The organism is Neobacillus soli NBRC 102451, from assembly GCF_001591665.1.
GTDB lineage: Bacteria > Bacillota > Bacilli > Bacillales > Cytobacillaceae > Neobacillus > Neobacillus soli.
Map to the genome: position 1 here is coordinate 1 of NZ_BCVI01000014.1, position 15,001 is coordinate 15,001.

The window sequence follows — 15,001 nt, forward strand, 5'->3', positions numbered from 1 at the left end:
GACACCCGAGAACGGTCGATGAGAGTATTGCATAAAACCCAAAGAGTGGAAAATATCCACTCCTTGGTTAATAAAACTTATGCATACCTCATAAAAGCCAATGCCTAAGTTAATTCTTCATAATAGGTATGTTTTTTCTTTCCTTTCTGTTCAAAGCTCTGTTTTAAAATTCTCTTAATTACCTTTTGAGAAACAATCCCCCCACACCACTCATGCACACAATTAGTGGTAATCTTTTTCTCCGGAAACAACAGCTGAATTTCCTTCACGTTTCGCAAAATAGCATCCTCAATCCTTTCCACATGCCCACATGCACACACTATTTTTCTCTCATCTGCAGGGACAGTAACCTTAAACGACCTGCATACCGCACACGTATTACCTTTTCGCAATCCATCGTACTTATAAGGCGGCAGCTTGGTATAATTCGATTTAGTTTGATGTAAAGAAACCAGCTTATCAGCAAGCTTCCTGTGCCGGTTAGTTAGTTTTGAAGGCAGTGCATTTAATTTTTTCATTAATCGATTTAGCTGTGTAGGAAAAATAAAGGGTACGTTTGGGGGCGCCTGATATAGAGTAAACTCGGGGTTAATAAACACTACGGATCCCTCAATGACTAAATGATAGCCAAGCTTTTGAAGTAATTGGCTAAGCAAGAATTTGCTGCGATTTAGTTGGTCCAGTGGATTCTTATATTCCATTCCAGAAGTTGTTACAAGCATGTCAGGTTTGTAAATAAAATCACTTTCATAATTTTTTACTTCAAAAGGGTAAATTAAATCCTGGTAAATAATGGTGGTATCAAGTTGGAAAGTCGAATTGTCAACTTCTAGCAGCAAATCATTTAATATTAAGCAATCACTTTGAAGTTTCTCTGTCAATAAATCGAACTGAACTTCACCTTTAAACCCTTTTTCCTTATTCACATAATACTTATGCTCCGCTAGGGATAATTTCCCTCGGACGTCCAAAATTCTTAGTATCAATAATTCCATTGGGACAGTTCGTTGTTTGTATGCCATACTTCACTTCCTTTCTTATTCCTAAGTTCATTTTACAAAAAATGCAGCAGGAGACCACACAGAAACATGACGATTTTGTTAATTCTTATTAAATGTATCAACCCATAAAACTAGATAATCTCTAAATGTTATATATATAATGAAGGTAACTTATAAAGTGGGGGATATTATGAAAAATAAAATACTAGTTGTCGATGATGAACAGTCAATTGTTACTTTGCTTCAATATAATCTGGAGCAGGCGGGTTTTGAAGTCATAACCGCTATGGACGGCGATGAGGGCAGACGAAGAGCTGAAACTGAGGCACCTGACATTATCGTATTAGATCTGATGCTGCCGAAATTAGATGGAATGGAAGTGTGCAAGCAGCTTCGTCAAAAACAAATCATGACACCCATTTTAATGTTAACGGCAAAAGATGATGAGCTTGATAAAATAATAGGCCTAGAGCTTGGCGCAGATGATTACATGGTCAAGCCCTTCAGTCCAAGAGAAGTAATCGCCCGCGTCAAGGCCATCCTTCGAAGAACCCAGGTCCAATCAGAGGTTATTGATGCAAATAGTAATGAGGCCGGACAAATAGATATTGGCAGTTTGAAAATCTATCCCGAAAAATACGAAGCCTACTTTAATGAAGAGCTTTTAGAGTTGACATTAAAGGAATATGAACTGCTTTTCTACCTCGCGCAAAATAAGGGGCGAGTATTGACCCGTGATCAATTACTTAGTGCTGTTTGGAATTACGACTTTGCTGGCGATACTAGAATTGTTGATGTACATATCTCACATTTAAGAGAAAAAGTTGAAGAGGAAACAAAAAAGCCAGTCTATATTAAAACGGTTCGAGGCCTAGGCTATAAATTGGAGGAGCCCAAAGGAAAATGACAAAATTCCGAACAAGGCTGCTAATTGCGCTAATCACCTTAATCATTACTGTATTAGTCGGATTAGGAATATTGCTTGGTCATTTATTGAATAACAAATTTTTGGAATCACTTAAAGATCATCTAAACATAGAATTCTTGTTGATACTGTTCATCAGCCTTGGGATTGCCTTAAGCGTCATCATTTATCTTGGGATAAGAATTACTTCTAGATATACAAAACAGATTGAAGCCGCAACCGATGTAGCCATTGAACTAGCAAAAGGAAACTACCGTGCGAGAACAACGGCTGATTGGCTTGATGAAACAGGAATGCTAGGAAGGTCCATTAATAGGCTGGCAGAAAACCTTCAAGAACTCATAAAAGTAAAAGAAATGCAGCAGGATCGGTTGAGTGTATTAATTGAAAATATGGGGGCGGGGTTAGTCTTAATCGACAGCCGTGGGTACATAAATCTAATCAATAAGGGATTTATTGATATTTTTCATGTGAAACCAACTGATTTTTTATATAAGCTTTATTATGAAGTCATTGATTATGAGGAAATTTGTCAAATAATTGCAGAAGTTTTTCGGACCGAACAAAAGGTTAGTAAACAATTACTTGTTCCTTTTTTTATTGAAAGAAGATATTTTATTGTTTACGGTGTTCCGATTATTGGGGCAAACAATGTTTGGAAAGGGGTATTGCTCGTTTTTCATGACATTACGGAACTGAAAAAACTCGAGCAAATGCGCAAGGATTTTGTTGCCAACGTTTCACATGAATTAAAAACACCTGTTACATCAATTAAAGGGTTTACTGAAACGCTAATGGATGGGGCAATGAACGATAAAGAGACATTGGATGCCTTTCTTTCGATTATTTTAAAAGAGAGCGACCGGCTTCAATCACTCATACAGGACCTGTTAGAGTTATCAAAAATAGAGCAGCAAGGCTTTAAATTAACCATTCAGGAAGTAGATTTGCGTTCTGTATTGGAAGAAGTTATCACAATAGTAAGCGGGAAGTCTCAACAAAAGAATATTCTTCTTGAGCTTTATTGTAAAAAAGAACAAGTGATAATAAAGGGTGATATCGATCGATTAAAGCAAGTGTTTATCAATTTAATCGGCAATGCTATTACCTATACACCCACAGATGGGAATGTGAAAATAATCCTGCTGGAACACAACGAAAAAGTCCGAATCCATGTGAAGGACTCAGGGGTTGGAATTGAAAAGGAAGAAATCCCTCGTATTTTTGAACGATTTTATCGTGTAGACCGGGCAAGGGATCGTAACTCGGGTGGGACAGGACTTGGTTTGGCGATTGTCAAACATTTAGTAGAAGCGCACCATGGAAACATAAGTGTAAGAAGTAAATTGGGCGAAGGAAGCGATTTTATAATCGAACTTAATAAGGACTTGACATGATAATGGAAGGTGAATATAGATGGAAAAGAAAAAGCTTGTGCTGATTGACGGGAATAGTATTGCCTACCGTGCTTTTTTTGCACTACCGCTGCTTAATAACGACCGAGGAATTCACACCAATGCAGTCTATGGATTTACGATGATGCTGATGAAAATTCTCGAAGATGAAAAACCAACCCATATACTAGTCGCCTTTGATGCCGGAAAAACAACATTCCGTCATAAAACCTTTACGGAATATAAAGGCGGGCGGCAAAAAACACCGCCGGAACTCTCTGAGCAATTTCCGTTCATACGGGAGCTGCTCGATGCTTACGGTATTTCAAGGTATGAGCTTGAAAATTATGAGGCAGATGATATTATCGGTACCCTTTCCTTAAGTGCCGAACAGGATGGCTTTGAAGTGAAAGTAATTTCCGGTGACAAAGATTTAACACAGCTTTCGTCTAACGCGACAACTGTCGGGATCACGCGAAAAGGGATTACGGATATTGAAGAATATACCCCTGCACATGTGGCCGAAAAATACGGTCTGGTCCCTGAGCAAATTATTGATATGAAGGGATTAATGGGTGATGCCTCCGACAATATTCCCGGTGTCCCAGGGGTTGGCGAAAAAACAGCCATCAAGCTGTTAAAAGAGTTTTCAACGCTGGAAAATCTTTTGGACTCAATTGACCAAGTAAGTGGTAATAAGCTTAAGGAAAAACTTGAAGAATTTAAAAGCCAGGCATTAATGAGCAAGGAGCTTGCTACAATTGAAAGGAAAGCACCGGTAGAAGTGGATTTAGAAGCTGCCGCTTACGAGGGATTTACGAGAGAGAAATTAGTGGCCTTATTTAAAGAATTAGGCTTTCATTCGCTATTAGACAAGCTTGGCGAGGATCCAATAGGAACAATGGAGCAGGAGCTTGAAGAAATTGAGTATTTGATTCCGACTGAAATTACGGAAGAAATTTTTGCTGATGACAATTATTTTTACGTTGAAATGCTTGATGATAATTATCATTATGCCGAGATAATTGGATTTTCCCTTGTCAATGAAAAAGGCCATTTTTACTTGCCAACAGCGCAGGCATTGGAGTCAAAGGCCTTTAAAAAGTGGGCAGAAGATGAAGGGAAAAAGAAAACGGTTTATGATGCGAAGCGTTCAGAGGTTTCCTTAAGAAGGCATGACATCCATTTAAAAGGGACCGATTTTGATATTTTGATGGCGGCCTATATCATTAACCCTTCCGATAATATTGAAGACCTAGCAGCGATTACAAAGAGATATGATATCAATCATATCCAATCAGATGATTCATTTTATGGAAAAGGGGCGAAACGAAAAGTTCCTGAAGCATCGAAGCTTGCCGAACATCTAGTGAGAAAAAGTCTCGCTATGTCTGATTTAAGAGAAAAACTTGAAGATGAATTAAGAAGAAATGAACAATATGAATTATTTACAGAGCTCGAAATGCCTTTATCGCTTATTTTGGCTGATATGGAATCATGCGGGATTAAGGTGGAACAAGAGCGCCTCCAGAAAATGGGCAAAGAGCTTAATGAAAGGCTGGTAGAAATTGAAGAGAGAATTTGCGAGCTAGCGGGTGAAAAGTTTAATATCAATTCCCCGAAACAGCTCGGAGTTATTTTATTCGAAAAGTTGAACCTGCCCTCGTTAAAGAAAACAAAAACAGGCTATTCAACATCAGCGGATGTTTTGGAAAGATTAGCAGATGATCACGAAATCATCGAGCACATACTTCTCTACAGGCAATTAGGAAAGCTTCAATCGACCTATATTGAAGGTTTGTTAAAGGTAATTAATCCAAAAACGGAAAAGATCCATACAAGATATCAACAAACCTTAACAGCGACAGGAAGATTAAGTTCGATTGACCCTAATCTTCAGAACATCCCGATTCGTCTCGCAGAGGGAAGAAAGATTCGTCAGGCCTTTGTCCCATCAGAAAAGGGCTGGATCATTTTCGCTGCTGACTATTCGCAGATTGAGCTTCGTGTTCTTGCTGATATTGCTGGCGATGAAAAGCTGATTCAAGCGTTTAAGGATGACATGGATATTCATACGAAAACAGCAATGGAGGTTTTCCATGTCAATAAAGATGAGGTAACCTCAAATATGAGGCGTCAGGCAAAGGCCGTGAACTTTGGAATTGTCTACGGAATCAGCGATTATGGTCTTTCTCAATCATTAGGAATCACAAGGAAGGAAGCAGGCCTTTTCATCGAGCGTTATCTTGATACCTATCCGGGTGTCAAAACCTACATGGATGATATTATTCACTCGGCTAAACAAAAAGGCTATGTTTCAACTATCATGCAAAGAAGAAGGTATCTGCCAGAAATATCAGCCCGTAATTTTAACATTAGAAGTTTTGCAGAAAGAACAGCTATGAACACTCCAATCCAAGGCAGTGCCGCTGATATTATAAAAAAAGCAATGATTGATATGGATGAAGCATTAAAGGATATGGGGTTAAAAACGCGCCTATTACTCCAGGTACACGATGAATTAATTTTTGAAGCGCCTGAGGATGAGTTGGAGATTTTGAAGAAATTGGTCCCCGATGTCATGGAGAACGCCCTAGAATTGAAGGTACCGCTCAAAGTGGACTATGCGTATGGTCCAACCTGGTTTGACGCGAAATAAATATACAGCAAAGGGGGGCCAGAGTAATGCCAGAGCTGCCTGAGGTCGAAACAGTAAGGAAAACGTTGAAAAAATTAACTGTCAACAAAACAATCGAAAATATTACCGTCTTCTGGCCAAAGATCATTAAAAACCCGCTTGAGGGTGAGCAATTTGTCGATGCCTTAAAAGGGGAGACGATTATTGATGTCGGAAGACGGGGAAAATTTTTAATCATTTATACAGGAAATTTCGCCTTAGTTTCCCATTTGCGAATGGAAGGGAAGTACGGGCTTTATCCAAAGCATGAGCCATTTGATAAACATACCCATGTGATCTTTCACTTTACCGATGACACAGAACTTAGGTATCGAGACGTGCGGAAATTTGGAACGATGCACCTGTATAAAAAAGGGGACGAATTTTTAACGGAACCGCTGATTGGACTTGGTCCAGAACCTTTTTCGGAAGAATTTACAAAAGCGTATTTGGCTAAAAAGCTGGAAAAGACCGGTCGGAAGGTTAAAACGGCTCTTCTAGACCAAAAACTTTTTGTTGGACTTGGAAATATTTATGTCGATGAGGCGCTTTTTCGGGCGGGAATACACCCGGAACGTCTTGCCAGTACACTAACCAAAAATGAAATAGCGATTCTTCACCAAGAAATTGTTGCTACATTAAGCGAAGCGGTCAAAAAGGGCGGAAGTACCATTCGCTCGTATGTAAATTCGCAAGGGGAAATAGGTATGTTTCAGCTTGAATTATTTGCATACGGCCGTAAGGGAGAAGACTGTAAACGATGCGGAACTCCGCTGGAGAAAACGACAGTAGGCGGCAGAGGCACCCATTATTGCCCAAGCTGCCAGAAAATCTAAAGGGATGTAAAAAGCGGGAAAAGAGAAAATTGAATAATTAACCTTGGATGGGCACTTGCCATATACTATCGTAGTGATTTTCAGGAAGGAGTCCAAGACACCATGGTTCAGTTGTTCTCACTTCTCATCCTTGCTTTTGCTCTTAGTCTTGATAGCTTTAGCGTGGGGTTTACCTACGGATTAAGACAAATGGTTATGCCGTTAAAATCTGTACTCATTATTGCAAGCTGTTCGGCTATCTCTTTGATACTTGCCGTGTCGATCGGACATGGCCTTGAAAAAGTTTTATCACCGAGAATCACCGCAAGCCTGGGGGGATTCATTCTGATTGCTCTTGGGGCATGGGTGATATTTCAATATTTCCGGCCAGAGAAAGAAAAAGAAGTACTCAAACATGAAAAAACAATTGTTAATTTTGAAATTCGCTCTTTGGGGTTGGCTATTAATATTTTGAAAAAGCCTATGTCTGCCGATTTCGATCAATCCGGAACCATTACTGGAATAGAAGCTCTAATGTTGGGCTTTGCCTTGTCTATAGACGCCTTTGGAGCCGGAATCGGGGCGGCCATGCTCGGTTTCTCCCCCATTTATTTAGCCGTAACAGTAGCGATCATGAGTTCATTATTTGTTCTTTTAGGAATAAGAAGCGGAACTTTCTTTCATAAATTTGAATGGATTCAAAAGTTCACCTTCTTGCCCGGAATCTTGTTAATCATTATTGGAATTTGGAAATTATAAGCCTTAGAAAGGAATAAAGCATGACATTAGTTATCGGTTTAACAGGCGGAATTGCCAGTGGAAAAAGTACGGTTTCCACTATGTTTAAAGAATGGAATATCACCGTTATTGATGCAGATATTGAAGCACGCCTTGCGGTGATGCAAGGAGAAACTGCTTACGTAAAAATTATTGCTGAATTTGGTCAGGAGATTTTATTGGAGGATGAAGAAATCGACAGACAAAAACTTGGATCAATCATTTTCCACCAAGAGGACAAAAGACAGCTCTTAAACGAAATCGTCCACCCTGAAGTTAGAAAAAGGATGCTGTCACAAATTGAAGTGGCTAAACAGAATAAGGATGAGCTGGTTGTTCTGGACATCCCCTTATTATTTGAAAGCAAGTTAACGTATATGGTAGATAAAACAATTCTTGTTTACGTAGACAAAGATGTGCAATTACAGCGATTAATGGAAAGAAATAATCTATCCGTTGATGATGCTGAAGCAAGAATCCGTTCTCAGATGCCCCTAGCTGAAAAAATAAAACTGGCAGATTCAGTTATTGATAATAATGGTTTAGTAGAAAATACAAAAATACAGCTCATCGAGGTTTTAAAAAGCTGGGGTATTAATAAGATGCCCTTGTAATGTAAGAAGGCGGGACACAGTCCAGGCCTTCTTTTTAGTGACAAAAAATATTAACAATCCTTCTGAATTGTAAAACATTAAAAATCCGCTATTTATATATCGCATTTTGTTTTAAATATGTTATACTAATTACATCGATATGAATAAACAGTATAACATTAATGCGGAAGGGGCCGTAAAATGAAGGCGAGAATAGCTATAAATGGTTTTGGAAGAATTGGAAGGATGGTTTTTAGAAAAGCGATCCTTGAGAAAAAGCTTGAGGTTATTGCCATAAACGCGAGCTATCCAGCAGAGACATTAGCTCATTTACTTAAGTATGACACAAATCATGGACCTTTTCAGGGAGAGGTTATCCCTTTAGATAATGAGTTAATTGTTAATGGAAAAAGAATAAAATTATTAAGCAGTCGTAATCCAGAGGAGCTCCCGTGGAGAGAGCTTGGGATTGACATTGTTATTGAAGCAACTGGAAAGTTTAATTCCAGGGAAAAAGCTGCTCTTCACTTAGAAGCAGGAGCAAAGAAGGTCATCCTAACCGCTCCAGGAAAAAATGAGGATATTACCATCGTTATGGGTGTTAATGATGAAATGCTTGATATTAATCATCATGATATTATCTCTAATGCTTCCTGTACAACCAACTGCCTAGCACCTGTTGCGAAAGTGTTGGACGAAAAGTTTGGAATTGACAGCGGCTTAATGACCACCATTCATGCCTATACAAATGATCAAAAAAATATTGATAACCCTCATAAGGATTTACGAAGGGCCCGTGCTTGCGGGCAATCAATCATTCCTACCACAACGGGCGCAGCAAAGGCATTATCACTTGTTTTGCCGCAGTTGAAGGGGAAATTACATGGAATGTCATTGCGTGTGCCAACACCGAACGTATCACTGGTGGATTTAGTAGTCGATTTAAATCAAGATGTAACGGTTGATGATATTAACATGGCGTTTATTGAAGCAGCAGATGGTCCATTAAAAGGAATTTTGGACTTTACGATGGAACCGCTGGTATCGGTTGATTTTAATACAAACGAGCATTCTGCCATTATTGATGGACTTTCAACGATGGTGATGGGGAAAAGAAAAGTGAAGGTCTTGGCTTGGTATGATAATGAGTGGGGTTATTCTTCCCGCGTCGTCGACCTCACCATGTATGTGGCAGAGGAAATTGCAAATTCCTCCCAGGTGAAGGTTGGATAAAGAAAATGGGTATGAAAATGCTGTCGATTGACAGCATTTTTTTGTAGCTTTTTAGGCCTATCCGCATAAAATATAGTTAAAATTATCATTTTTGATTGCTAAATAATGGGGTCAATGATTTTGCCTGAACATAATTCTTATAAAAATTTTATGTTTGATAGGTTGCAAAAAAAATATAAATTAAGTATACTAGTCATCGTGAACTTCTTGAAATTAGGTAGCAATTAATTACTTAAAGGGTTAGGACCTCTCTGGACTAACTTTCCCCCGTGGTAGTTGCTTGGATACCGTCAAAAAAAGGATTTCAAGTAAGGATCTCAAAATGTTAGAGGGGGAAAAATGAATATGGAAACAATGGGACGTCATGTAATCTCTGAACTTTGGGGATGCGACTTTGAAAAATTGAATGATATGGACTTTATTGAAACAACTTTTGTCGAGGCAGCTCTTAAATCAGGTGCGGAAATCCGTGAGGTAGCGTTTCATAAATTTGCACCACAAGGCGTGAGCGGTGTCGTGATTATTTCAGAATCACACCTAACCATCCACAGCTTTCCTGAACATGGATATGCGAGCATTGATGTTTATACTTGCGGTGATTTAAATCCTAACATTGCTGCTGATTATATTGCTGAAGCCTTGAATGCCGAAACACGTGAAAATATTGAAATTCCGCGTGGAATGGGCCCTGTCCGGGTACCACAAGCAAAAGTTCTATAATCTTAATAAAAACTAACCAGCCAAGAGGTGTACCAAATGTACATCTCTTTTTATATTTTGTTAATAATGTTGTAAACTAAGGAAAATGAGAAAACCATAGGGGGATTTTATGGCTAATTTATTTGGTCGATTTAAAAAGCAAATTGAAACCTCGGACCGTCATTCAGAGGATTCTTTAAAAACTCATTATTATAAGGCGAGTTTTAACAAGCTTTTTGATTCAGTTGAAAAGTTATTTCGAGAAGATGCGGATTGCCGGATTACGACTGTATCGAAAGAGCGGGGGGAAATTGCCGTTGAGGTCAGTAAACCCATTCCATGTTTCTTGATTGTGACAATCATTTCTGCAAAACCAATGGAAACTGCTGTAGACTTTAATATTTCAACCGAAAGATTTGCCTTGCTCGGAAGTTATCCAAGTTTAAAAAAGCGGATTATCTCTTATTACGAGCGGATTAATCAATTACATACCATTGTAGCAAGAAGATAAAACAGATAACACTTCTACTTGTATAAACATACTCTTTTTAATAAGATGAAAGTAAGGATTTTGTTCGGGACTTATTGCGTAGAATTTGGAGTTGATTACAATGAAATGCCCAACGTGTCAACATTATGGTACACGTGTGCTTGATTCTCGGCCTGTTGATGAAGGACGGGCAACACGTAGAAGGCGAGAATGCGAAGAATGTGGATACCGTTTTACTACATTTGAAAAAATTGAAGAAATCCCGCTAATCGTAGTAAAAAAAGAAGGTACGAGGGAAGAATTCAGCCGCGATAAAATACTGCGGGGTTTAATTAAGGCATGTGAAAAGCGCCCGGTTGCCCTTAAAGAATTAGAAGATATTACGCACGGCGTTGAAAAGGACCTTCGAAGTCAGGGGATTTCTGAGATTAAAAGTGAGGCCGTTGGTGAAATGGTAATGGACAGGCTGGCACATGTCGATGAGGTCGCCTACGTAAGGTTTGCATCTGTTTACCGCCAATTTAAAGATATTAATGTGTTCATTGAGGAATTAAAAGAATTAATCAAAAGGGAAAAATCCTAAGGAGCTAATCTGGTAACAAACAAGGGAAAGGGTGTTTGATATGGCGCAGCATTGGCAGGAGATTCTCCCCATCGACCGTTATACTGTTGCGGCAAATGGGCTGCTGCATGAATATGATCGTAAAGTGCTGACGTTTTTATATCAGCCCTTGATTGGCTCGACTTGCTTTAGCCTATATATGACTCTTTGGGCGGAGCTAGAGGAAAATCGGCTTTGGTCGGAATCGTCTACACACCATTTATTGATGAATCTATTAGAGATGAATTTAAAGGACATTTACAATGCGCGCTTAAAGCTGGAGGGTATTGGCTTATTAAAGGCCTATGTCAAAACGGATGAAGGGGAACGATCCTTTATCTATGAGCTCCATCCGCCATTAAATCCTGAACAATTCTTTTTGGATGGGATGTTAAATATTTATCTATATCGAAAGATTGGGAAAAATCATTTTGCTCGGCTGAAACGCTTTTTTAGTGACAAAAAAAAGCCGGTGGAAAATGAGTATCTTGAGGTTACAAGAGCTTTCCAAGATGTGTTTGCTTCTGCCGCTCCCGGCAGTCTCCAATACCTTCAGGACGTTTCTAAGGATATTGATCCCGATGGAAATCAACAATTTATTGGAAGAAATGAAATAAATCCGGTTCAAATTGATACCAATATGTTCGATTTTGAATTGTTAGCAGCAGGTCTGAATGAATCGCTTGTTCCACAAAAAGCACTGACACCAAAGGTGAAGAATATTATTAGTAATCTTGCATTTCTATATAATATAAATCCCATTGAAATGAAAAATTTCATCCTTGGTGCCATTAATCCAAATGATGAAATTGATATCGAGGAATTAAGAAAAGGTGCTCGTGATTGGTATCAATTTGCCAATTATGATCAACTGCCAAGTTTGATTAACCGTACTCAGCCCGCTGCCCTTCAAGTACAATTATCTGAACCAACAACACCGGAAGAAAAGCTCATTCGATCTTATGAAACTACCTCACCGTTAACCGTTTTTAAAGAGTTTTCAGGTGGTGTGGAACCTTCAGAAGCCAATTTGAAAGTTTTGGAAGAAGTTATGATAAAATATAAGCTTCCCCCTGGTGTTGTAAATGTTTTGATTGACGTAGCACTAAGGAAATCGGAAATGAAATTTAACAAGGCGTTTGTTGAGTCAATTGCTAGTTATTGGGCAAGAGCCAAAGTGAAGACAGTGAAGGAAGCCATGGCACTCGCAAAAAATAATGAAATTGGGCAGAAGGAAAGCAAAAAGGCTGGAAAGTCTGCGAATAAAAAGCCAATTCGGACCGAGCTAATTCCTGATTGGTTTGATGAAAACCCTAAAGAGGCAGGGGAAAAAACCTCAGAGGGAAACAATTCTGAAGTGGAAGCGAAAAAGCGGGCAATTGTAGAAAAATTAAAGGCTTTTCGTAAATAGGGGATGAGCAAAAATGGAAAAGATCAATAGAACATTGAGGAAACTGGCCTCTAATGAGAACTTTCAAAAACGCTATGAACAACAGCGCCAGCAAGTCCTTCAACATCCGGATATTAAAGCCTTTTTAGCAGAGCATGAAAACGAGATCAATCAAGCGATTATTGAAAAAAGCATGAGTAAACTATATGAGTATACAAAACAAAGTCAGAATTGCAATAAATGTGAGAGTCTTGAAGGGTGTATCAATTTTATGAAAGGGTATCATCCTCAATTGGTTTTATCACGGAACTCCATTGATGTGGTTTATAAACAATGCGGAAGAAAAATTATGGCCGATGAAAAAAAGAAAAATGAAAAGCTTATCAAAAGTCTTTATGTACCGAGAGATATTCTGCAAGCCACCTTTGAGGACTTTGAAGGAGACTCAGGCCGGCTCGATGCGGGCGACAGGGCCGCAACCTTCCTTATGAATTATGAAGAAGGAAAAAAACCAAAAGGGCTTTATCTGTATGGGAAATTCGGTGTGGGAAAATCTTATTTATTAGGGGCCATCGCGAATGAACTAGCAAAAAAACAAATTTCTTCGATGATTGTCTATGTACCTGAATTATTAAGAGAGATGAAAAGTTCAATCGCTGACTCCACACTAAATGTAAAAATTGAAGCTTTGAAAAAAGAACCGATTTTAATGCTTGATGATATTGGAGCTGAGTCTATGTCGAGCTGGACAAGGGACGAGGTACTCGGTCCGATTCTCCAGTTCCGAATGCTCGAAAGTCTGCCGACATTCTTCACCTCAAACTTTGATTTTAAAGAGCTAGAGCATCATTTAACTTATAGCCAGCGTGGTGAGGAAGAGAAGATGAAAGCGCGCAGGATCATGGAGAGGATCCGTTCCCTTAGTGAGCCAGTGTTGGTGGACGGTCCGAACCGCCGCTAATAAATTTAATAAATAAATGAATGAGGATTACCGAAGAAAAGTTCGGTAATCCTTTTTTTTAGATAACTTCTATTTTGGCCAAGTCCCCCATATATATTAGAACAGAGATTGGCTCAAAGGGGGGATTTGGTTGGCGGAAATCATCTTCCAAAGCAAGCTGGATGCACAAAGGTTTCATAACCACTTGCTGAAGTACGTTCCATATAATCCGGATAAAGAAACTATTCTTCTTTTAGAAGATAGACATATAGTAAAAATTTTAGATAGCGGCTTATCCAATGATATTTTTGGTATTGTTAAAAATGTTTTTTATGAGTTTATTACGAAAATAAAAAGAGATGACTGGTTTAGGGCAATATTAAAGGACCATTATTTTTATGAGGATTTGGAAGAGCAGCAGCAAATCATTGAGGTGATCTATTCTGTTCTTGATGGACAAAGAGAAGATCTGGCAGTATTTTTAAAAGAACCAAGCGAGGAACCAAATTTTATTAGGGAAGCCATCGAGCATATTTTTCAAGAAAATGTTTCTTTTTCTTTTGACTCTTTTCTTAAATTCCGTTTACGTCCATATCTGCAGATGCTTGAAAGCTATGTTGAAATTGCCATTGATGAATACAAAATGGAACAGGAATATCAAATGTTTGTGCAAATGCTGCGTGACTTCTTAACGAATCGAGAGCCGAAAATGAATGTTCTCCATTTATTATTTGATGAGGAAATTACCTTTTTTAATGAGCAGCTTCTTGAAATCAAAAGAGCTGAATTAACAAGAATGATTGACCGGAAATTATTGGTTAATCATCCAGTCTATGTGGATTCTGCCTCGATTGCCCCGCTGTTATCGCTGGCACCAACAACTATTTTTATTTATACAAAAGCACCAGACGAGCCGCTTGTTCGAACAATCAAAAATATTTTTGAAGAAAGAGTAACGATTAAATCGTTTACGGCCCTTCGTGAGGTAAAGAAATGGGCGGAGGATAACAATTCTTCGGAAAATCATGCATAGAAAAAAATAATGGCAATATTTAGTTTTATGTACCTTGATTTTTTAAAAAAACTTATATATAATAGCGTACATAGCAATTTATCATAGCAAAAGTAATGATAAGGATAACAGTATTTTTTACGGTTCTTAGAGAGGGAGGCCAGGGCTGAAAGTCTCCTAACACGGAAAATATACTTACCACCTTTAAACTTCAACAGTGAACGCTTCATGTTTTATTGTAGTAAGTAATTGTTGACGGTCACAGCCGTTACCTGACCAAAGTCATTCTCAATAATGTCTATTTTATTGAATGTGAAAAATTGGGTGGAACCACGTGTTTTCAAAACTCGTCCCTATTCCAGGGACGGGTTTTTTTATTTTCATTAGAAAAGCGGAAGCGGCCGTTAAGCGGCGTATGGACTGGAGCGCTTCGACTGAGATAAAGGAAACACGG

Annotated in this window: 14 protein-coding genes and 1 other annotated feature; of the genes, 13 read left to right on the forward strand and 1 reads right to left on the reverse strand. The window is 38.7% G+C overall.

All coding sequences use genetic code 11. The features are described 5' to 3' along the window. Window positions 1–104: 104 nt before the first annotated feature. Window positions 105–1,022, reverse strand: coding sequence for a nuclease-related domain-containing protein (locus BSO02S_RS05290; protein WP_066063577.1), 918 nt, complete (start codon window positions 1,020–1,022; stop codon window positions 105–107). Between the two features lie 169 nt (window positions 1,023–1,191). Between BSO02S_RS05290 and BSO02S_RS05295 the strand changes: the two genes are divergently transcribed. From BSO02S_RS05295 to ytxC, 13 genes are all read left to right on the forward strand, one after another. Further along, the gene (locus BSO02S_RS05295; protein WP_066063579.1) at window positions 1,192–1,908 is read left to right on the forward strand and encodes a response regulator transcription factor; all 717 of its coding nucleotides are present in this window, start codon (window positions 1,192–1,194) and stop codon (window positions 1,906–1,908) included. Next, complete coding sequence (gene pnpS, locus BSO02S_RS05300) at window positions 1,905–3,323, forward strand: two-component system histidine kinase PnpS (protein ID WP_066063581.1); 1,419 nt, start codon at window positions 1,905–1,907, stop codon at window positions 3,321–3,323. Before BSO02S_RS05295 ends, pnpS begins: the two co-directional genes overlap by 4 nt. A gap of 19 nt (window positions 3,324–3,342) precedes the next feature. Next, the gene (gene polA / locus BSO02S_RS05305; protein ID WP_066063583.1) at window positions 3,343–5,979 is read left to right on the forward strand and encodes a DNA polymerase I; all 2,637 of its coding nucleotides are present in this window, start codon (window positions 3,343–3,345) and stop codon (window positions 5,977–5,979) included. A gap of 26 nt (window positions 5,980–6,005) precedes the next feature. Then, window positions 6,006–6,833, forward strand: coding sequence for a DNA-formamidopyrimidine glycosylase (mutM, locus tag BSO02S_RS05310; protein WP_066063585.1), 828 nt, complete (start codon window positions 6,006–6,008; stop codon window positions 6,831–6,833). A 60-nt stretch (window positions 6,834–6,893) separates the two neighbouring features. Next, a complete protein-coding gene (gene ytaF, locus BSO02S_RS05315) occupies window positions 6,894–7,571 on the forward strand; it encodes a sporulation membrane protein YtaF (protein WP_268875982.1) in 678 nt (225 codons plus the stop codon). 20 nt (window positions 7,572–7,591) lie between these two features. Further along, window positions 7,592–8,203, forward strand: coding sequence for a dephospho-CoA kinase (gene coaE, locus BSO02S_RS05320; protein WP_066063588.1), 612 nt, complete (start codon window positions 7,592–7,594; stop codon window positions 8,201–8,203). A gap of 180 nt (window positions 8,204–8,383) precedes the next feature. Further along, complete coding sequence (locus BSO02S_RS05325; RefSeq protein WP_066063590.1) at window positions 8,384–9,415, forward strand: glyceraldehyde-3-phosphate dehydrogenase; 1,032 nt, start codon at window positions 8,384–8,386, stop codon at window positions 9,413–9,415. A gap of 345 nt (window positions 9,416–9,760) precedes the next feature. After that, a complete protein-coding gene (gene speD / locus BSO02S_RS05330; protein ID WP_066063592.1) occupies window positions 9,761–10,135 on the forward strand; it encodes an adenosylmethionine decarboxylase in 375 nt (124 codons plus the stop codon). 109 nt (window positions 10,136–10,244) lie between these two features. Continuing rightward, window positions 10,245–10,625 carry a hypothetical protein gene (locus BSO02S_RS05335; protein ID WP_066063595.1) on the forward strand — a complete coding sequence of 127 codons (381 nt, stop codon included), beginning with the start codon at window positions 10,245–10,247 and terminating at the stop codon, window positions 10,623–10,625. 100 nt (window positions 10,626–10,725) lie between these two features. Beyond that, window positions 10,726–11,187, forward strand: coding sequence for a transcriptional regulator NrdR (gene nrdR / locus BSO02S_RS05340; protein ID WP_066063597.1), 462 nt, complete (start codon window positions 10,726–10,728; stop codon window positions 11,185–11,187). Window positions 11,188–11,227: 40 nt separating this feature from the next. Next, complete coding sequence (locus BSO02S_RS05345; RefSeq protein ID WP_066063600.1) at window positions 11,228–12,616, forward strand: replication initiation and membrane attachment family protein; 1,389 nt, start codon at window positions 11,228–11,230, stop codon at window positions 12,614–12,616. 13 nt (window positions 12,617–12,629) lie between these two features. Beyond that, the gene (gene dnaI, locus BSO02S_RS05350; RefSeq protein WP_066063601.1) at window positions 12,630–13,556 is read left to right on the forward strand and encodes a primosomal protein DnaI; all 927 of its coding nucleotides are present in this window, start codon (window positions 12,630–12,632) and stop codon (window positions 13,554–13,556) included. A 130-nt stretch (window positions 13,557–13,686) separates the two neighbouring features. Next, on the forward strand, window positions 13,687–14,568 hold the full coding sequence (gene ytxC / locus BSO02S_RS05355) for a putative sporulation protein YtxC (RefSeq protein ID WP_066063603.1): 882 nt from the start codon (window positions 13,687–13,689) through the stop codon (window positions 14,566–14,568). Window positions 14,569–14,654: 86 nt separating this feature from the next. Continuing rightward, window positions 14,655–14,905 (forward strand) — a binding site (T-box leader). Window positions 14,906–15,001 lie beyond the last annotated feature (96 nt).